The sequence below is a fragment of the Streptomyces pimonensis genome, from assembly GCF_041380215.1.
GTDB classification, from domain to species: Bacteria; Actinomycetota; Actinomycetes; order Streptomycetales; family Streptomycetaceae; genus Streptomyces; species Streptomyces pimonensis.
In genome coordinates, this window is record NZ_JAHWZY010000007.1 from 1 (window position 1) to 19,808 (window position 19,808).

15 protein-coding genes and 2 pseudogenes are annotated in these 19,808 nt (G+C 68.1%); 2 read left to right on the forward strand and 15 right to left on the reverse strand.

What is annotated here, in order from left to right; genetic code table 11:
• The 3 genes and pseudogenes from KYY02_RS08990 to KYY02_RS09000 all read right to left on the reverse strand — a co-directional run.
• Nucleotides 1-587 (reverse strand): annotated as a pseudogene (locus KYY02_RS08990) (DNA helicase); the annotation flags it as partial.
• A gap of 551 nt (nt 588-1,138) precedes the next feature.
• On the reverse strand, nt 1,139-2,023 hold the full coding sequence (locus tag KYY02_RS08995) for a DUF6083 domain-containing protein (RefSeq protein ID WP_371237413.1): 885 nt from the start codon (nt 2,021-2,023) through the stop codon (nt 1,139-1,141).
• 160 nt (nt 2,024-2,183) lie between these two features.
• Nucleotides 2,184-2,447: a helix-turn-helix transcriptional regulator gene (locus KYY02_RS09000; RefSeq protein ID WP_356928642.1), complete on the reverse strand. Its 264-nt coding sequence runs from the start codon at nt 2,445-2,447 to the stop codon at nt 2,184-2,186.
• A gap of 564 nt (nt 2,448-3,011) precedes the next feature.
• On the opposite strand from KYY02_RS09000, the gene KYY02_RS09005 reads away from it, so the two are divergent.
• A complete protein-coding gene (locus tag KYY02_RS09005) occupies nt 3,012-3,650 on the forward strand; it encodes a hypothetical protein (protein WP_371237124.1) in 639 nt (212 codons plus the stop codon).
• Between the two features lie 4 nt (nt 3,651-3,654).
• Here KYY02_RS09005 and KYY02_RS09010 read toward each other — a convergent pair whose 3' ends face one another.
• The 7 genes and pseudogenes from KYY02_RS09010 to fmt form a co-directional block, all read right to left on the reverse strand.
• The gene (locus KYY02_RS09010; protein WP_371237425.1) at nt 3,655-5,394 is read right to left on the reverse strand and encodes a dimerization domain-containing protein; all 1,740 of its coding nucleotides are present in this window, start codon (nt 5,392-5,394) and stop codon (nt 3,655-3,657) included.
• Nucleotides 5,395-5,541: 147 nt separating this feature from the next.
• Nucleotides 5,542-5,970 (reverse strand): annotated as a pseudogene (locus KYY02_RS09015) (TniQ family protein); the annotation flags it as partial.
• Nucleotides 5,967-7,115: a TniB family NTP-binding protein gene (locus tag KYY02_RS09020; protein ID WP_371237125.1), complete on the reverse strand. Its 1,149-nt coding sequence runs from the start codon at nt 7,113-7,115 to the stop codon at nt 5,967-5,969. The pseudogene KYY02_RS09015 and the gene KYY02_RS09020, both read right to left, overlap by 4 nt.
• On the reverse strand, nt 7,112-9,538 hold the full coding sequence (locus KYY02_RS09025) for a TnsB C-terminal domain-containing protein (RefSeq protein ID WP_371237126.1): 2,427 nt from the start codon (nt 9,536-9,538) through the stop codon (nt 7,112-7,114). Before KYY02_RS09025 ends, KYY02_RS09020 begins: the two co-directional genes overlap by 4 nt.
• 180 nt (nt 9,539-9,718) lie before the next feature.
• Nucleotides 9,719-10,165 carry a TnsA-like heteromeric transposase endonuclease subunit gene (locus tag KYY02_RS09030; protein ID WP_371237127.1) on the reverse strand — a complete coding sequence of 149 codons (447 nt, stop codon included), beginning with the start codon at nt 10,163-10,165 and terminating at the stop codon, nt 9,719-9,721.
• A gap of 227 nt (nt 10,166-10,392) precedes the next feature.
• Complete coding sequence (locus KYY02_RS09035) at nt 10,393-11,811, reverse strand: RsmB/NOP family class I SAM-dependent RNA methyltransferase (RefSeq protein WP_371237129.1); 1,419 nt, start codon at nt 11,809-11,811, stop codon at nt 10,393-10,395.
• Between the two features lie 67 nt (nt 11,812-11,878).
• On the reverse strand, nt 11,879-12,811 hold the full coding sequence (gene fmt / locus KYY02_RS09040) for a methionyl-tRNA formyltransferase (protein WP_371237131.1): 933 nt from the start codon (nt 12,809-12,811) through the stop codon (nt 11,879-11,881).
• A gap of 311 nt (nt 12,812-13,122) precedes the next feature.
• Here fmt and KYY02_RS09045 point away from each other — a divergent pair, with 311 nt between their 5' ends.
• Nucleotides 13,123-13,656: a hypothetical protein gene (locus KYY02_RS09045; RefSeq protein WP_371237133.1), complete on the forward strand. Its 534-nt coding sequence runs from the start codon at nt 13,123-13,125 to the stop codon at nt 13,654-13,656.
• A 73-nt stretch (nt 13,657-13,729) separates the two neighbouring features.
• Here the strand turns inward: KYY02_RS09045 and KYY02_RS09050 are convergent, their stop codons facing one another.
• The 5 genes from KYY02_RS09050 to gmk form a co-directional block, all read right to left on the reverse strand.
• The gene (locus KYY02_RS09050; protein WP_371237135.1) at nt 13,730-15,877 is read right to left on the reverse strand and encodes a primosomal protein N'; all 2,148 of its coding nucleotides are present in this window, start codon (nt 15,875-15,877) and stop codon (nt 13,730-13,732) included.
• 225 nt (nt 15,878-16,102) lie between these two features.
• Nucleotides 16,103-17,311, reverse strand: coding sequence for a methionine adenosyltransferase (gene metK / locus KYY02_RS09055; protein WP_371237136.1), 1,209 nt, complete (start codon nt 17,309-17,311; stop codon nt 16,103-16,105).
• A 237-nt stretch (nt 17,312-17,548) separates the two neighbouring features.
• Nucleotides 17,549-18,751, reverse strand: a complete 1,203-nt coding sequence (gene coaBC, locus KYY02_RS09060) for a bifunctional phosphopantothenoylcysteine decarboxylase/phosphopantothenate--cysteine ligase CoaBC (protein ID WP_371237138.1) — start codon at nt 18,749-18,751, stop codon at nt 17,549-17,551.
• Nucleotides 18,752-18,873: 122 nt separating this feature from the next.
• Nucleotides 18,874-19,146: a DNA-directed RNA polymerase subunit omega gene (rpoZ, locus tag KYY02_RS09065; RefSeq protein ID WP_004933985.1), complete on the reverse strand. Its 273-nt coding sequence runs from the start codon at nt 19,144-19,146 to the stop codon at nt 18,874-18,876.
• A 62-nt stretch (nt 19,147-19,208) separates the two neighbouring features.
• Nucleotides 19,209-19,766 (reverse strand): guanylate kinase, encoded by a 558-nt coding sequence (gene gmk / locus KYY02_RS09070; RefSeq protein ID WP_371237139.1) that lies wholly within the window; start codon nt 19,764-19,766, stop codon nt 19,209-19,211.
• Nucleotides 19,767-19,808: the final 42 nt, after the last annotated feature.

A 19,808-nucleotide genomic window follows, 5' to 3' on the forward strand; every position in this document is an offset into this window, starting at 1 on the left:
GTCAGGGCCCATAGCTTCAGGTAGTGGTCGTGATCGAATCGAACCGCGCCGTCCTCGGGATTCTGCAGGTCTTTCCATGCCTTCTCGACGAACGGCATGACAATCTCAGCAAGTTGAGCTCGTTCGTCGGGTGCTCCGAGCCTCCGCAGCATCGGTACATGGTGCGGTGCCGGGAACCTGTCGGCGGACTGGCAGAAACGGGCGACCGTGCTCAACACGGTCTGGGACTGAACCCTGGGGCTGATCTCGTGAACACCGATACGGACGGGGGATGTGATGCCGAGAGCCTGCCCGATCCGCCAGGCAGGCCGTCGAGGACTGTTGAGACGGCGAGCGAAGCGGTAGCCGACTGCCGCGTAGGCCGTGGCATGCGCGGTCTTGCACAGGACGGAGCGCGAGAATCGGCCGGCGGCGTCGTTGGCAATGTCCTTGTTGAACGCGAGGTAGCGGCCACGACGTGCGGTACTCGCGGCAAGCATGCCCAGTGTGCTCGTTTTGCCTGTCCCAGCGCCGGCCTGCAACACCAAATGGTGGCCGTCACGGAAAGTATCGATGGCGTGGACTTGTTCGTCTGTGGGCGTGTGCAACAAAGGCTCCGAGGTGTAGAGGGATCAGGGGGTCGCGTCGCCGCGATTCAGAGGGTTACGATCCGCGTCGTGCGAAGCAGGTGAAGCGGAGCGCTGGCGGTTGAGCAAGAGACGGACCGCGCAGGCAAGTACCTCTTCAGGCGCCTTGTCGGCAATGAGACCTTGGAGTTGCTCGGTCAATTGCCGAGCACGCAACTGTCTGTCCCGTTCAACGGCGGCTACGACAGTCCGGGCCACGAAGTCGTGGGGCTCCTGCCTCTGAGCTGCTGCGGCCTGGCCGATTGCCGAGCGCACGGCCGGAGTGAGGGCAACGTTGACTAGGACGTGGTCCGACGCATCTGGATAGTGGGTCGTCAAGACGTCGATGGGTAGCAGCCGACCGAGTTCCCTGCGAAGTGACCGCAGCGCATGTCTCGGTGACTTGGCCCGCCGCATGGTCATGAGACAGGTGCGATCAGCGTTGGCCGCGAGCGGTACGGCTCGGCAAGCCTTGTGAAGCTCTGCCCTGGTGGCCGGCCTGACCAGGATGATCTCTACGGCATGTCGCCCTCTCACCGCTGTGCTGCCTTCCGCGGATCGCCGCCATCGTGTGGCCTACGAATGTGAGCGCGAAGACGAGGGTGCGCGTGCCCTTGGTGGATGAGCGGATCGAAGCGTGCCCAATCGGTCAGGGCCAGGTCCGCTGCGGTCAGCGCGGCCGCGTGCTGAGGGCAGCGCTGCCTGTGCCAGCGCAACTGCTCGGCGTACGGGAGACAGGGCAGGTCGTACAACGCCATTGCATCGACGGACAGAACCAGTTGGCGGCGGGCGGAAGTTGCCGTAACCAGCTTCCAGAGCCCGGCCAGGCCGTCCCACGTGAGCACCGTGTGGGTGCATAGGTCACGGTGCAGCGTCTGGGCTACGCACTGGATCTCGTCCACAGGGCGTGCGGCGAGGTAGCGAACGTAGAGGAGTTGGAGGACGGGTCTGGCAGGACGACAGGCATCGTCGGGCTGTTGCGTCGTATGTGTCGGTGCGTTCGGCGTGAACACGCCGGCCTCGGTCAGGCGACACGTGTTCACCATCAGCACCAGACGCAGCCCGGTCAGTTCAGGGGCATTGGTGGCATCGACCGCGCGAGCGGGGCGCACCACACCATGGGCCAGCCGACACCAGGGGCTGCCATCCCCGGCGTGATGCACCAAGCTGGCGCTGACGTGCCAGTGGTAGCCGACGGGCACGTCAGCCACTGACAGCTCATGTGGATGCAGGCGGACGAAGCGGTCATCAACTCGGCGGTACCACGCGATGTGGTTGCCGCATTCACGGCAGCGACTTTGGTGGGCGCAGCGGAGGAGCCTGGACGGGCTGTCTGGAGCGACGCACAGCGGACGGGATCGGCGGCTGTTGATGGGGCTGCCGTCCCCACAACGACGAAACGGTGAAGAGGAGTGCATGTGGCCGAAGGTGTCAGGTGACACGCCGTAGGGCCTGCGGCCGGGCTGGTCTGATCCCCCGGATGGCCTCAATCACTAAGACACACCTTCGATTGGCCGCTCATACCTTCGCATGCCGTCGCCGGTTTGGGTGATCGTCCCGCAGAGCCTGGGTTGGCTCTCAGGCCTGGTTCCGCCCGGGAGGCTCGTGGTCGCCACACAGGGTTCCGAAGAGCTCGTCAAGCGGAGTGCTCAGCGCATGAGCGAGGGCATGCCACGTCTTGAGGGTGCCGATGGTGCGCCCCTGCTCGATCTCGATGAGCGTCCGTCTGGCCAGGCCGCTACGGTCCGCCAGTTCGTCATACGTCCACCCATGCTCCGCCCGCAGCCGCGCGAGTTCCAGACGCAAGGCCTCGAAGTCGGGGTCGGGCGGGAAGATCGTCACCTGACTATCCGACGGTGCAGACACCTGCCCTGTCAGTGCAGACCTCTGCCCTATTTCGTCTGCGACATCCAATACTCAAGGGCAGAGCTCTGCACTAGCCTGTGCGCGTGCTCCAGCCCGACAGAGGGCGGCACAGCGAATAACGGGAGGTAGACGCCCGCCATGAGGCTCTGTCTTGCGCGTTCCGGAGTCCGGCGGACCTGGACGGTTGAACTGCGACCGGAGCCCGGCGGACCGGTCCTCGTATGCCATCAGTGCACGCATCGCGGGGGACAACTAGCCGGCTCTGCGGCTCGAACAGAACTAGTGGCTCATTTGGCCCTGCACGCTCGCCGAGACCCGCTCCCTGCCCATCTGCGGATCTGCCAGTGTCACGAGCGGGGCTGCAGCTGGCATCCCCGCCACCGCGGTTGCCACGGCCCGATCCGGCTTCTCCTGGTCCGGGAGCAGGGTGGACGCTTGTGGCGCCTGACCGACGCATGCACGGCGTGTGCGGCCTCTACTTCCCAATCCGCCGTCGTTCCCGACACGGTCCTGGGCACCGCCGCTGCGCCCCCTGGACACGTGAAGGTGCGGCGCAGGCGGCGCCCGAAGGAACCCGACAGCCAGACCCGGGTCCGCGAGATGCTGAGCTACTTCGCCGCTGCGTTGCCTGCCGAGACGAGCGCCGGTGCACGAATGCTCGCCCTCCAGTGTGCACTGCGCATGAATGTCTCGGCGCAAGCCAGGCTCAGCTTCGGGGTGCTGCGCAGCCTGCGCCTCGAAACCGCTGCGGACGCATGGTGTGAACTGCGCGACGCGGGGCTGATCCGCACACTGCCGTCCGATGAGCGCGCGGTGGTGGTTCAGATCCTCGACGCAGGTCTACTCACACAGCATCCCGCGCGCCCCGACCGGCTCCGTGCCGCTGACTGGGCAATGCGCGGCTTCTGCCCTGCTCGCACCGGATCGACCCCGCCGCTTCAACTCGCCGCCCTTTTCGCCATCGCCTGGACCGACAGAGGAACCGGACAGGGAACAACGGAGATGGAGCAGATGTCACGGGAATGCGGGTCTACTATCGCCGCGCTGCCACCCCTGCTGGATCAGCTGGTAACTGCCGGCGTTCTCACCACCTGGCAGGCGGTACGGGAGGATGGAGAGCTGAGGTGGCGTATCGGCCCAAACGGCTTCTATTATCACGCTGGTAGCGAGATTTCGTGATGCATCAAGTCTCCTGAGGGCGTCGGCCACACGGCCGACGTGGCACGCCTTCACGCATCAGGATGTTGCGTACTGTGGCGCGGCACATTCCTGCCGCATCGGCGATATTTTGAAGAGACTCGCCGAGGTGGCTGTACCGATGGATCACCTCCTGAATCAGGTGCCCATACACGCGCTCCGGAGCCCTGGAACGGATTTCCACCCCCATACGCCTTAGCTCTTTGAGGATCCTCGTCCTGCTTCCGCCCGCCACCTGACTGATTTGCGCTACAGAGAGACCGTCGAGATACAATTGACGCCATTTCTCGTTGCGCTGCGCTAATGGGCTTCTTCTGTTGAGCGGCTGCCTGTCCAGGATGCATCGCACATGGGCTGGGCTCGTTTGGAGCTTTCTGGCCACCGCCGAGGCGCTCAAGGCTCCTTCAAGTATCACATCGTGTACCTTAGAGTGATGGATACTTTCACGTACGACGCCGGGTAGCTTTGCGTTAACCGCCACAGCATACGGAACGTCTGGCTCCCAAGTAAAAGGCTCTACAATCCCCTCGGCGGACAACAGTTTTCGACCAATCTTGACCAGCCCATCGATTTCGACTGGATCCAGTTCAAATGTGAATTGTGGATATTTCTTTACTGTGTCAAGTGGGTCGGATCCGGGAGGAGAAGGAAACTGGCGGATGGGATTTCCGGTGAGGCGTTGATAAATCCATCGATTCGCCTGCTGAACATAGGCCCGCGCATCGTGCACGGGCCTGGCCAGTCGCCGGATCCTAGCCCATTCTTCAGGATCGATGAACTCTCTCCGCTGTCCGAAGACTTCGCGTCGACGTGCGTAGTCGATCGGGGAACCTGATTGATCGAGGACGTCGGCCAGCGTGGTCACGGCGCGCAGGATTTCCACGCTGGCCTCGTGGGCATGAAGGGTTTCTAGTGTGCGGGACAGAGTCTTGCGGCTGAGATCAGTACCGAGTAACTGCTGGGCCTGCGGCAAGTTGATCCATGCCCCGACCTGGAGAACACTGATCGCGAGGGCTTGCTGAACAGTGGTCCAACGGAGGTTTCCGCCAGCGTTGCGGGGCATCATCTGCAACGCCCAGTTGTCCCACAGGCTGGCGGGCACCTTTTGTGCACGTGCGCGCGGCACGGCGAGTCCCTTCGCTGGTCGCTGCGGCCGGCCTGTCGTCGTCCGGTAGTGCAGTCGTACCGCCCTACGCCCCTGACTGCGGTGCACGGCGCCCAGAACAATGGTCACGAGGTCCGGGGAGATTTCCGCACTCCATTTACCAATGTCGCAGTGCGCAGCGCTCTCGCCTCGCTCCTGCAGTCGATCGGTGAGCCAGGCGATCCGGTCGATGACAGTGTCAGGCTCAGCACCATTCAGACTGTCGAGCGCTGCGGTCAGCGCCAGGCCGGTTGCTGCGGCATCAGTGGGCGCAACCCACGATCCGCGGGTGTGTGCTTCCCGGCGGCCACGGTAAGTAGTCAGCGGGGCTTCACGGTAGGAATTGCAGCGGCGCACAAGGTCGGTGGGGCCCCAACGGGCGAAATCATCGTCCTGCGCATGCGCCAGCACGCGGGAGGCAAGCGTTTTCAAATCTGCCAACACACGCACGATTGGGACAGGGTTGCTGCCATAGACGCCTGCGAAGTCCGTTGTATTGGGTGTTTCGCCCTCGACGAGTCCGGTGAGTTTTTGCTGCGCCAGAAGAATCGGCCCATCAGCCTCCAGTTGAGGGGTATCCACCTCACCTAGGTTGTATCCGCATCGTACTGATGGGGCGTTCCTCGATTTACTCGGACAGACTCCTGGTGCGAGCGCGGTCCCGGAGTAGATGTTTCTGCTGCGCGGGATCTCTCCGCAAGAGGGGCAGGCATCCACGAGCAGCAGGTGATGGCGCGTACAAGCGAAAGTGAAGCTCAGGCGCCACGACAACTGCCAGCGCCCACCAGATTCCCTTAGACACTCCGGGCAGTAGCGAGAACCGCATGCGCGGCCCCAGAGCCGCTTCTTGTCGACGCGGCGGCGGTCCCAATCGATGAAGAGTGCCCTCCCGTGCCAACGAGCCAGCGTCATAGCCAATAGCAAGTCCCGGTCGATTCCGGAGGCCATCGCGAGGTGCTCCACCTCTCCGTCGGCCAATGCAGTTGTCCAAGGAGGCCTCGCTGATGAGTGTCGACTCGCCGGTCCGCTAAGGCCCAGCGCCTCGGTAATGTGCGTCAGGGGTGCTCTGCTACGGCAGGCGACGACCTCGAGCCAGCTGTCGAGTGCCTCACCATTCACGGGCTGGACCCGGAGGGGCAGTGTACGTGCCGCATTCAACGGCTTGCCTGCTTCTTGGAAGTCGCGGACGGGACTAGGTTGACCTTTGAGGTCCAGCTGCGGGCTCGTAGTCCTGCCTCAAGCTGTTTTCGTGCCTGCTCTGAAGCGGCATCAATCTTGACGCTGTTGAGCAGGTCGGCATCCAGCCGCTCCGCTCCGGTCCGGACTGCCCGCTGGCAACCGCGGTTGATCAGGGTCATGAGCGAGCCGATGTGTCCGGTCGTGCGGGCATAGATATAGTCCGACAGCTCATCGGCCAGCATGCCCGGAAACTTGTTCGCGAGAATCAGGCGTTTCTCCAGCCAGAGCAGCAGGCCCCGCCATTGCCGCCGAGACTGATCGTCGTTCACTGAGAACGGCGCCATCGTCAGGGGCGTGGTACGACGAGCGGTCTGAGCTAGGGTCACGTCCCCGCCCATATCCATCTCCGAGTACAGACCTCGCGCCTCCAATTCAACACCTACGAAAATCAAGGTCACGGGAAACTCGTTGGCGATGTGTTTGAAGTGGTTACTGACCTCTCGACCGTTCCGGTCCGACCACTTCAGGAAGTGGAGGTCGTCAATGATCAGGATTCGCGTCTCGCAGTCCAGGACGCAGTCAAGGGCCCGCTGCAGGAACTGCGCGGAGGTTCCCCGGAAGCGGGCCGGGTGGGCAAAGAACTCTAGGATGGAACGATTGAAGTCCTTCATGCCGATGTTACTGGTCAGACCTACCCGACACACCGGCCACCGCTCATTTCCATCCTGAGTCAGCCGCCCCAGTTCCGCGATTTCCCGACGATGGAACTCCTGAGCAAAATGCAAGACAGCGGTGGTCTTGCCAAGACCTGGAAACGCGTCGACCGCAACTGCTCCCTTGGGCTTGTCACCATCCTGCACATTACTGTCGATGATGTCCCACAAATCGTCCTGAAGTGCATTGAGCTGCGGCGTCTTGATCGGCCCGAGATTGGCGTGCCAATCTCGCCGAAGTCGGTTGTAAGCGGCATGTGCCGGCTCGTCGAGCAGAGCGACCTGCCCAACGGTCATGAGGTCGGGCTGGATACGTTTCGGCGCCTCGGCCAGTTGGCGAAATCCTTCCTTTCGGGACAGTGTCAGGTTGTCCAGCGGCAGGCTCGCACCATTCGGCGTTCTATCGGTCATGCGTCCTCCAGAGCATCCGCGTAGTAGTCGTCCTCGCCATCAGGACCGTCCGACGGACAGACAAGAACATCCAGTTCGTCGTCCTCGTCGTCATCGCCTGCTTGGGCGCCTTCGTACGGTTCGGGCTCTGGCTCCTCTTCGTCCTGCATCGTTTCCACGTTCGTGGCCATCACCTTGGCCACGGAGGGCAGCATGGCGACCTCGCCGTCAGTAGCGGGCAAGTCGATAGCCGACTGCTCACGCGCCATACGCAATGCCACGCGTCGCTCAGACCTGGTCAGGCCCAGCCCGAGATTCCAGCGCTCCAGCAGCTGCGTCAGCGCGTTCTCGTCGTCCGGATAGCGATACTTGTGCCGCGCCATCTTCCGGGCGAGCTCCAAAGCGTCCTCACTTACCGGAAAGTTCATGGCCGGAGCGTGCTCCCAGTCCAGCGTGTGCCACTTACGGGTATCAGGGCGGCGGAAGTAGACGCGGGTGATGTCGTCAGGGTCGACGTGAATAGGCCAGCGTCCTTTGGCATGGGGGGAGGTATAAGGGCTCGTCTGGTTGCGGAGGCCGTTCAGTCCCGGCCCGTTGTAGCGGCAGCCGCGGATTTCGATGCCGTAGTGCTGGATTGACCTCCAGTCAGTCTTGAGGAATTCGAATCCGAGGTCGGGATCGCGAGGGACCTCGATGTAACCAGCTCGGGCGATACCGTGATCGAACATTGCGGCCGGAGACAAATCCAGTCCTGGGATCCGAGGATCGACGAGGCCGTCGTGAGGACGCTGGTGGTAGACCAAGGCCACCCACTCCCGGATGATCGATTCCAGTTCGTTGAGGAAGAAGAAGGCCTCGCCTTCCGGATTCACCCCCCGCCCGTAGATATCTGGCCCTTTGTATCCGGGAAGGTTCTCAAGCAACCCTTCACGAAGTGTTCGGAAGAACCGCTCAAGAGGGCCCTTGTCCCGTCCTGTACGCAGTCGGGCAGGTTGGATGGAGATGCCCAGCCGCTGGCAGACACTGGTGATGTGCTCGGACACGTAGGGCTTGCCGTGGTCCACCACGATGGTCTCAGGGACCAGGCCTGGCCCCTGAGAACCCCGTCCTGTTACACGGGCTGCGGCATCCGCCATGGGGCCCTCGATGGCATCCCGATCCAGCAGGACTGTCCGGGGAATGCCGTGGTCGGGCCAAACCGCGTCACGCGGCCAGTCCTTGCCCGCCGGACGGGGACGGTAGGTTTCAAAGAGTGTCGCGGCTACGTCAACGGACTTGGTGGATGCGGGGGTCATCCGCAGTCCAGTAATACAGCGGTCGTACCAGTCCATGGCTGCCGTCAACTCCGGCTGCACCCACTTCAATGTCAGCGGGTCGAGCGCGAAGACGTCCAGCCGATTCGTGTCCAGCAACAGGAACTCACCAGGTCGTGTCGGCCGCAACTTTCCGTATACGCCGGCTGGCCGGGAAGCAATGTCACGGTTCCTCTGTGCGCTAAGGCGGAAAGTCGGCCGGCGTTTCTCGAGCTCGGAAAGCCATCGATACGCCGTTGCCCTGCTAGGGAGCGGTACCTCACTCTTCCCGTAGCGGGCTTCGAGGCGGGGACCAATGGTTCGGATGACCTTAGATTGGGTTGGCGTCGCGTCATCTTCGTGCTCTGCCATGCTCTCCAAGGCCATTTCCACCCACCGGGGGTCAGCTCGCCCCACTCCTGCCGAGTCGGTGGACCGCTCAGGCAAGTCACGCACCAGAGCTGCTTCACGTTCCGCCTCGAACGCGGCAATCCAGCGTCTGAGCGTCCTCACGCCAACGCCGAGTTCCTCCGCCTTGGCCCTGTAACGATCCATCTTGGGCGTGCCCGGCGTGTACTCGGGCCGTGGTTCCCCCGGGCCCGCCAACTCCGGCGTTCCGGAACGGTAGCCGTACAGCACCTCGTTAAGGTGCGCCGCCCGCTCGCGAATCGTCTCCAGCTCGGAATCCTCGAGCAGGGCAAGAGTTACCGAGGCTGTTTCGCCCGGATCTTCTGAGGAGGGCCCTGGGTTTTCCGCAATGACACGGGCACGGCCCGAGGCCAGCACCTCTCTTAGGGAGAGTCGGAACCTGCGACCGCGTCCGTCCTTGACCAGGATCTCGTTGCCACGGGAAGAGCCAAACATCTCCACCACCGTGACGACTTCACCGTCGTAGTGAAACCGTGTCCCCACCCCTACACGTGCTGCGCCCTGTCCGCTTCTCCGTTTGCCACCCAAGTCATCGACTTGGTTCGACACGGCGGCTTCTCGGTCATCCTGTTCTGGATCGTGGATTGGATCAGGCATCACACTCACCCCTGCACCTACAAGAGTTGCCGCTTTCCCGCTCAGTACACTCCGTTCGGACAGAATCCCAGCAAAGTCAGTAGAGAGATGCTGCGACCAAAGAAGGTGGAAGATGCTGGCACGCACAAGCTCTTTGGGCCAGTTCGGGAATGAGCGAAATGCATCACCCAGGGTCGCTCCTTCTAGGTCCGCACCGCGGATTTCTTGCAGCAGTTCCGCACGGAACAGCCAGTCGCACCTATATCCGGCCAGGAATCGCAGATTAGCCCGCTCATCATGCGGCGGTTCACACCATACTTGATACTCCTAACCCCAGGACTCGACCACCTCTCGTGCCCACCCAAGCGAAAATGACACTTTCGGTCGGGTCAGTAACTCACGCGGCTTGACATCAACCACCATAGGCACCGAGTCATCGCGCAGCAGCAAGAAATCAGGCACATGCCGTCGCCGGACCTTATCGATCTCCGCCGTAATCAAAAATGGCTGAGCGTGAATCGACCTAACTTCAGGCGAGAAATCTGCATAGATCAGGCGCGTCAGCTCCAGCCGTGATTCATAAATCACGTGAGCACGCATGGTCGAGGACCAGTAGAAACCCGAGTAATGCTTCTGGCCGTAATACCAGCGGAACGTGCGCCACGGAACCAACGATTCCATTCTTTCAATGTCCGTATACGGCCATGGCGCCGCCGCAAGCTCACCGTCACTCCGGCGTACCGTCAACGAGACAGAGTCGACCGCAATGCTCACACGTCCCCCAGCAACTCATGTGCTGGCCTCATAGCATGGTGCCGTCAGGCCGTCCCTCCGACGGTTACATGGGGGCACCCAGACACACAGAGGGGGCCGCAGGGTTCATACTCATGAGCGATGCCTCGAACGACTGTCCGTCTCATTTGATTGGCCAGTTGGCCAGACAGTGGCCAACTGGAATGAGAATTGGTCACTCATTTTGAGAACCTACACCGAGGCGGGCGTCAGCCGGTCCGGCGGATGAGGGCCAGGTACATCGCGTCGGTGCCGTGCAGATGCGGCCACAGCTGTACGTCGGGGCCCTCGCCCAGCTCCGGCACGCCGGGCAGCAGCGGCCGGGCGTCGAGCAGATCGGCGTCCGGGAACTGCTTGAGGAGGTCGGCGACCACGGCCCGGGTCTCCGCGAGGTGCGGGGAGCAGGTGGCGTAGCCGACGACACCGCCGACCCGTACGGACTCCAGAGCGGTGCGCAGCAGCCCGCGCTGGAGCGGGGCGAAGCCGTCCAGGTCCTCCGGGCGGCGCCGCCAGCGCGCCTCGGGGCGGCGGCGCAGGGCGCCCAGCCCGGTGCACGGTACGTCGACCAGCACCCGGTCGAAGCTTCCGGGGCGCCACGCCGGGCGTGTCCCGTCGGCGGCGACGACCTGGTACGGCCCCGGGTTCCCGGCGAGCGCCTTCGCCACCAGCCCGGCCCGGTGCGGCTGCTTCTCGGAGGCCAGCAGCACGGCGCCCCGCTCGGCGGCGAGCGCGCCGAGCAGCGCGGCCTTCCCGCCCGGTCCGGCGCACCCGTCCAGCCACATCCGGTCGGGTCCCTCGACGGGCGCGTTGGCGAGCGCGAGCGCGACCAGCTGGCTGCCCTCGTCCTGCACGCCGGCCCGGCCCTGGGCGACCGCCGTGACGGCGCCCGGCTCCCCGCCCTCGGTGAGCCGCACCGCGTACGGCGACCAACGGCCCGCGACGGCGGCCTCCTCCTCGAGCAGTTCGGTGGTGGTCGCCCGCCCGGGACGGGCGACCAGGGTCACCTCGGGCCGTTCGTTGTCGGCCCGCAGCAGCTCCTCGACGCCGGCGCGTCCGCCGCCGAGGGAGTCCCACAGCGCGGAGACGACCCAGCGGGGGTGCGAGTGCACGACGGCGAGGTGGTCCTCGGGATCCTCGTCGTAGGGCGGCGCGACCCGCTCGAGCCAGCCGTCGAGGTCGTCCTGCGCGATCCTCCGCAGCACGGCGTTGACGAACTTGGCCCGCCCGTCGCCGAGCACCACCCGGGCCAGCTCGACCGTGGCGGACACCGCGGCGTGCGCGGGGATGCGCGTGCCGAGCAGCTGGTGCGCGCCGAGGTTCAGCACGTCCAGCACCGGCGGGTCCACCTCGCGCAGCGGCCGGTCCACACAGGCGGCGACGATCGCGTCGTACGTCCCCTGGCGGCGCAGCGTGCCGTACACCAGCTCGGTGGCCAGCGCCGCGTCGCGCGCCTCGAAGCCGCCGTTCTCGCGCGCCTTGCGCAGCAGCGGGGGCAGGACGAGGTTGGCGTACGCGTCCCGCTCGTCGACGGCCCGCAGGGCCTCGAAGGCGAGGATGCGGACGGGGTCCTTCTCGGGCCGGCGGTAGGGCTTGGCGGGCCTGCGGGGCCGACGGGGCTGGTCACTCACGAAAAAGGTGCTCCGGATGTGGGGTGGGGTGCGCGGTCCAGCCTACGTCGTGCGGGTCCCGTCGGCGTCAGGCGCCGACGGTCTCCCCTGCGGTGATCCGCACCCCGCGCGCCCAGTCCGCCGCCCGCATCGGCTTCTTGCCCTGGGCCTGCACCCACAGCAGCTCCACGGCGTACGAACCGGTGCCCACGTACACGTTGTTCTTGCCCGCGGACAGCCGTCCGGGCGCGAGGTCGGTCAGGTCCGGCACGGGGGCGGCCTGCACGATCTTGAGGCGTTCGCCCCGGAAGGTGGTCCAGGCGCCGGGCGCGGGGGTGCAGCCGCGCACCACGCGGTCGACGCGCAGCGCCGGGGCGTCCCAGTCGACGCGGGCGTCCTCGACGGTGACCTTGGGGGCGAGGCTGACGCCGTCGGCGGGCTGCGGTACGGCCTTCAGGGTGCCGTCCTCGATGCCGTCCATGGTGGCGGCGAGCAGCCCGGCGCCGGCGAGGGCGAGCCGGGTGAGCAGGTCGCCGCTGGTGTCGGTGGGGCGGATCTCCTCGGTGACGGTGCCGTAGACGGGACCGGAGTCGAGCCCCTCCTCGATGAGGAAGGTGGCGGCGCCGGTGATCTCGTCACCGGCCATGATGGCGTGCTGCACGGGCGCGGCGCCGCGCCAGGCGGGGAGCAGCGAGAAGTGCAGGTTGACCCAGCCCCGGGCGGGGATGTCGAGGGCGGCTCGGGGAAGGAGGGCGCCGTAGGCGACGACGGGGCAGCAGTCCGGCGCGATCTCCTCGAGCCGCTCCAGGAACTCGGGGTCCCCGGGCCTGGCCGGCTTCAGCACCTCGATCCCGGCCTCCTCCGCCCGCTCGGCGACGGGGGAGGCGACGAGCCTGCGCCCGCGCCCGGCGGGCGCGTCGGGCCGCGTGACGACGGCGGCCACCTCGTGCCGCCCGGAGGCGAGAAGAGCGTCCAGTGCGGGAACGGCGACCTCGGGGGTGCCGGCGAAGACGAGCTTCATGGGGTGCTGGGGCCTCTCGGGCGAGGACGGACACGGGCGGCGCACCAGTCTATGGCGCGGCGCCGGGGACACCCGTGCCGGGACGCCGACGGCGGCGGGCCCCGGCGAACGTCCGCCTCCCGGCGGATCGGGAACAGGCGGCGCGCAGGTGGAACGACGGTCGGGGCCCGCTCCCCCGCCGGGGGCGTACGCATATGCCGCCGCGCCCCACCCCGTGACCCGCGGAGCGCTCCCGCGTTGGTCAGCGAAGAGTTGACCACGGGCCCCAGACACGGGCTCGATCCCTTCACGCCGGTTCGAGAGGCTTGTTCATGGCCGACCACGCAACCCACGACGCCCAGGCTCGGGCCAGCCTGCACTTGCTGGTGCGGGACATCGAGCGGGTCCGCCGGCAGGTGGACGCGCTGCGCACGCTCACCGCCCAGCTGGGCAACGTCTACCGCCCGCGCCGCTCCGGCCCCTCCACGGGCTTCGTCGTCTACGGACGTGCTCCCGCCCCCACGGTCCGTCTCGCCCAGGAGCTGCGGGACAGTGTCGAGACCCTGGTCACGGCGGCCGTGGACTTCGACCGCTCGCTGGGCTTCTCGTGGGACGCCGTGGGCTCGGCGCTCGGGGTCACCAAGCAGGCGGTCCACCGCCGCTACGGCACCCGCCGTGCCGCCGCCCAGGCGCCGGCGGCCACCGAGGTCCCTTCGGAGGCGTCGAACGCGCGCACGGTGAACGCGGTCGCCGCGGTGCCGACGGTCCCCGCGGCCCCTTCCATGCCGACCCAGCCCACGGCCGGCAGTCCGACCCTCCTCGACGACCCACGCCCGACGTCCTTACCCTCCCCCCGCAACGGCTGAGTCCCCGCTCGCCGCACCGCATCACGCCCTCCCGGACGCACCGCCCCGGGAAGGCGTGGTACGTCCGGCCGGTTCAGCCGATGTCCGGAGGGTCGATCCGGACCCACACGGGGATGCTCCCGCCCCGGGCCATGCGCGTCGCCTGGGCGGACTTCAGCGCGGCGGTCAGTGCGGCGCCGTTGCCGGGAGGCACCCGGACCAGCGCCCGGTCCCAGTGTTCGCCGGGGGGCGGTGCGCCCGGCCGGCGGGGACGGCCCGGCGGGGTGACCGGCAGGGGCACCGGACCCAGGATCTCCGCCCGCGCGGGCAGCTCCACCGCGCGGAGGAACTCGGCCACCGCCTCGCCCGGCCCCGAGACCGCCGCCATCCGGGACACCGGCGGGAACCCCAGTTCGTCCCGCTCGGCCAGTTCCCGTACCGCGTGCCCGACCGGGTCCCACCGGACCAGCGCCTGCACGGGCCGCAGGGTCGGCTCGGCGACCACGACCACCGTGCCGCCCGCCGACTGCGGTCGGACCAGCGCCGCCGCGCCGATCCAGCGGCGCAACGCGTCCTCCCCGGCCCGCAGATCGGGCCGGCTCAGCATGGCCCAACCGTCCAGCAGCAGCGCCGCCGCGTATCCGCCCTCGGCCACCGGCTCCGCGCCGGGCGTGCTCACCACCAGCGCGGGCGTCCCCGGCACCGTGTCCAGCACGTGCTCGCGCCCCGAGGTCCGCACCGGGACCGCGGGGAAGGCGCGGCCCAGCTCCTCGGCGGTCCGCCGCGCCCCGACCACCTGGGCCCGCAACCGGAACCCGCCGCACTCGGGGCAGTGCCAGCCGTCCTCCTCGCGCCCGCACCATGCGCACCGCAGATCGTCGGATCCCTGTGCCTGCAGCGGCCCGAAGCAGTGCCGGCACCGCGCGGGGGCCCGGCAGCCGGCGCACGCCATCCGCGGCACGTAGCCACGGCGGGGCACCTGCACGAGCACCGGCCCGTGTCGGAGTCCCTCCCTGGCGGCCTGCCAGGCGAGGCTCGGCAGCCGCGCCGCGCGGGCGGCCTCGTCACGCGCGAGGTCCCCGTCCCCCACGGTCCGCACCAGCGGTGCGGCGGCCCGCACCCGCTCCCTCCCGGCGACCAGTGGCCGGGCCCAGCCGGTCTCCACCAGCTGGGCGGCCTCCACGGTGCAGTTCCAGCTGCCCAGCAGGAAGCCGCACCGGTCCTGCGCCGCCCGCAGCAGCAGCACCTCACGGGCGTGCGGCTGCGGGGCGTGCGGTTCGCTGTGGCTGTCGTCGCCGTCGTCCCAGACGGCGACCAGTCCGAGGTCCCGCACCGGCGCGAACATCGCCGCCCGCGTCCCGACGACGGCCCGTACGGCGCCCCGCCGCACGGCGAGCCACCGCGCGTACCGCTTCTCCGGGCCGGCGTCGGCGGTGAGGACCGCGTGCCGTCCCTCCCCCAGCAGCTCGGTGAGCGCCGCGTCGACGCGGGCCACGGCTCTTCCGTCCGGCAGGACGACCAGCGCACCGCGCCCGGAGGCCAGGGTCGCGGCGACGGCCCGGGCCAGTTCCTCGCTCCAGTGCGGCCCCGGCAGCGCGTTCCACACGGCCCGTGGGGCGCCTCCCGAGGCCAGGGACCCCAGGAAGGCGGGGCCCTGCTCGTACCGCTCCCAGGGGCCGGGGGCGGGCGCCGACGGCGGCGGCAGCGGGCCGGGCGAGGGCCGTCGCTCCGCGCGGGCGCTGCGCGGCGGCACGGCGAGCTGGAGGACGTCGGCGAGGCTGCCCGCGTACCGGTCGGCGACCGCGCGGGCGAGGGCCAGCAGTTCCTCGCCGAGTACCGGTTCGGGCGAGACGACCTGCGCCAGCGCCGCCAGGGGCCCCGAGTAGTCGGACTCGGCGAGGCGCTCGACGAGGAATCCGTCGATCAGTCCGCCGCCCTCGCGCCGCCCTTCCCGCACCCGGTGCCGTCCGGCCCCGAACCGCACCCGTACCCGTACCCCGGGCTGTGCGTCGGCGTCCAGCTCCTCGGGCACGGCGTAGTCGAAGTAGCGGTCGAGATGGAGCGCGCCCTTGTCGACGAGGACCCGGGCGACGGGCAGTTCCCCGGCGAGCGCGGCGCCGCGCCAGGTGCGCGGTTTGGCCCGGGGGGCCTTGGCCTTGCGCACGCTCTCCCGGATGAGCGCGAGCTGCTCGGGCGGCGCGCCCTCCGCACCGCCGGTCTGCTGTCCGTTCTCGCTGCTCACGCCTGCATTCCTACCAAACGCCGCTGACAGCGGCGCCGTACCCGGGACCGGTCCCGGGTACGGACGGACGCCCGAAGGCGCTTCCGCCTCGGGCCGCTCGGCCGCACCGTGGGCGTGGAGCCCGCTCGTGCGGCGTGCACCGGCGTTCACGGACTCTCCGTACGCGCCGGGGCCCGGCGGCCCCTCGGAAGGGGCCGCCGGGCCCCGGCGGACGCGGGGCCGGGCCTACAGCCCCGCCGCCGTGCGCAGGGCGTCGACGCGGTCGGTGCGCTCCCAGGTGAAGTCGGGCAGCTCGCGGCCGAAGTGGCCGTAGGCGGCGGTCTGGGCGTAGATCGGGCGCAGCAGGTCGAGGTCGCGGATGATGGCGGCCGGGCGGAGGTCGAAGACCTCGTCGATCGCCTTCTCGATCTTCTCGTGGTCGATCTGGGCGGTGCCGAAGGTCTCGACGAAGAGGCCGACCGGCTCGGCCTTGCCGATGGCGTAGGCGACCTGGACCTCGCAGCGGGCGGCGAGGCCCGCGGCGACGACGTTCTTGGCGACCCAGCGCATCGCGTACGCCGCGGAGCGGTCGACCTTGGACGGGTCCTTGCCGGAGAAGGCGCCGCCGCCGTGGCGGGCCATGCCGCCGTAGGTGTCGATGATGATCTTGCGGCCGGTCAGGCCCGCGTCGCCCATCGGGCCGCCGATCTCGAAACGGCCGGTGGGGTTGACCAGCAGCCGGTAGTTCCCGGTGTCGAGCTTGATGCCCTCGTCCAGGAGCGCCTTCAGCTCCGGCTCGACGACGAACTCGCGGATGTCGGGGGCCAGCAGCGACTCCAGGTCGATGTCGGAGGCGTGCTGCGAGGAGACGACCACGGTGTCCAGACGGACCGCCTTGTCGCCGTCGTACTCGATGGTGACCTGGGTCTTGCCGTCCGGGCGCAGGTAGGGGATCGTGCCGTTCTTGCGCACGTCGGACAGGCGCTTGGACAGGCGGTGCGCCAGGAAGACCGGCAGCGGCATCAGCGTCGGCGTCTCGTCCGTCGCATAGCCGAACATCAGGCCCTGGTCGCCCGCGCCCTGCCGGTCCAGCTCGTCCTCGTCACCCTCGACCCGGGCCTCGTAGGCGGCGTCGACACCCTGCGCGATGTCCGGGGACTGCGCGCCGATCGACACCGACACCCCGCAGGAGGCACCGTCGAAGCCCTTCTTCGAGGAGTCGTAGCCGATCTCCAGGATCTTGTCGCGCACCAGCTGCGCGATCGGCGCGTACGCCTTGGTCGTGACCTCGCCGGCGACGTGCACCAGACCGGTGGTGATCAGGGTCTCGACGGCGACCCGGGAGGCCGGGTCCTCGCGCAGGAGCGCGTCGAGAATGGTGTCGCTGATCTGGTCAGCGATCTTGTCGGGGTGACCCTCGGTCACGGACTCCGAGGTGAACAGACGACGGGACACAACGCTCCCTGGGGTTGCAGCGGCTGCTGGCTGATCATTGGCGGACGGCGGGGGCTGCACCCGACGCCGTCCGTGGAACAGTTTATCGGTCGCGCTTCGCCACGGGTCCCCCGTCTCGTCTCGCGAGAGCGCTGTGACCTGCGGCACGGGCATTCTGCCCATGCCGGGCCGGGTTGACCAGAGGCGCCACGCCCCGAAGCGGGCGGGGTTTCGGGGAACCGGACGCGAATGAATCACTCACCCGAGGCGTTCGGCCACCAGGTCCCACACGGTTTCGGCCAGGCTCTCCTTCGGACCGTGCGCCACGGGGGTCTCACTGCCGTCGGCGCCCAGCACCACGGCCTCGCTCTCGTCCGCGCCGAAGGTCTTGCGCTCCCCCACCTCGTTCACCACCAGCAGGTCGCAGCCCTTGCGCTTCAGCTTGGCGCGGCCGTTGGCGAGCACGTCGTCGGTCTCGGCGGCGAAGCCGACGATCACCTGCCCGGCGCGCGGCCGGTCGCCGGAGAGCTCGGCGAGAATGTCCGGATTCCGCACCAGGGTGACGGGCTCGGGCTCCTGGCCGTCCTTCTTCTTGATCTTTCCGGTGGCGTAGGCGGCCGGCCGGAAGTCGGCGACGGCCGCGGCCATCACCACGGCGTCCGCGTCGGCGGCGGCGCCGAGGACGGCCTCGCGCATCTCCACGGCGGTCCCGACGCGGACGAGGTCCACGCCCGCCGGGTCGGGCAGGGCGGTCTCCGCCGCGATCAGTGTGACGCGGGCGCCGCGGGCGGCGGCGGTGCGGGCGAGGGCGTAGCCCTGCTTGCCGGAGGAGCGGTTGCCGAGGAAACGGACGGGGTCGAGCGGCTCGCGGGTGCCTCCGGCGCTGACGACGACGTGCCGGCCCCGGAGGTCGGGCTCGGTGACGCCGCGGGCCAGTACCCGGCGGCAGACCTCGAAGATCTCGCCGGGGTCGGGCAGCCGGCCCTTGCCGGTGTCGACGCCGGTGAGGCGGCCGACGGCCGGTTCGATGACGACGGCGCCCCGCGCGCGCAGCGTCGCCACGTTCTCCCGGGTGGCCGGGTGTTCCCACATCTCGGTGTGCATGGCGGGGGCGAAGACCACCGGGCAGCGGGCGGTGAGCAGGGTGTTGGTGAGCAGGTCGTCGGCCAGGCCGTGGGCCGCCCTGGCGAGTGTGTCGGCGGTGGCGGGGGCCACGACCACCAGGTCGGCGTGCTGCCCGATGCGGACGTGCGGCACCTCGTGGACGTCGTCCCAGACCTCGGTGGAGACCGGGTTGCCGGAGAGCGCGGACCAGGTGGCGGCACCGACGAAGTGCAGCGCGGAGGCGGTGGGGACGACCCGGACCTCGTGTCCCGACTCCGTCAGCCGCCTGAGCAGCTCGCAGGCCTTGTACGCGGCGATGCCGCCGCTGACCCCCAGAACGACCTTCGGCTTGTCCACCGTCTCTCCCCGGACCTCGGAAATGTGCGACCGCTCCCCATGAGACACCACAGGCCCGGCAGACGTGCTGCCGGGCCTGTGCAAAAGTCAGCTGCGAACAGCTGGTACGACGTACCGACCGATTACTGACCGGGGCCCTCGACGGCCTCGGAGGTCAGCAGTCCCGCGTTGATCTCGCGCAGGGCGATCGAGAGCGGCTTCTCGTGGACGTGGGTGTCGACGAGGGGACCGACGTACTCGAGCAGGCCCTCGCCGAGCTGCGAGTAGTACGCGTTGATCTGGCGGGCCCGCTTGGCCGCGTAGATCACGAGGCTGTACTTCGAGTCCGTGGCCTCGAGGAGCTCGTCGATCGGCGGGTTGATGATGCCCTCGGGCGCGGAGATGGAAGAGGACACGCTCTACCTTCCGATGGATGGGAAAGATTCAGTCGGCGCGACCGGTGAACGACTGCTCACGATCACACGACGTTCATCAAGGCTAGCAGCTCGCGGGCCACGTCCTCGACGGAGGTGTTCACCAGGGTGGTGTCGAACTCCGGCTCGGCGGCCAGTTCGGTCCTCGCGGCCTCCAGCCGGCGCTCGATGACCTCGGGCGACTCGGTGCCCCGGCCCGTGAGCCTGCGCACGAGCTCCTCCCAGGAGGGAGGAGCCAGGAACACCAGCTGGGCCTCGGCCATGGACTCCCGGACCTGCCGCGCACCCTGGAGGTCGATCTCCAGCAGCACGGGCACACCCGCCTCCAGGTGCTCCAGCACCGCCGCGCGGGGAGTGCCGTAGCGGTTGCCGGCGAACTCGGCCCACTCCAGCAGCTCGCCGTTGGCGATCAGCTTGTCCATCTCCTCGCCGGTGACGAAGAAGTAGTGGACCCCGTGCTGCTCCCCGGGGCGCGGCTTGCGGGTCGTCGCCGACACCGAGAGCCAGACTCCGGGGTGTTCCTTGCGCATATGGGCGACGACCGTGCTCTTGCCGACCCCGGAGGGGCCGGAGAGCACGGTCAGCCGCGGACGTTCAGTCATGCAGCGATTATTCCAGCAATCACGGGATGCCCGGGACGCCGG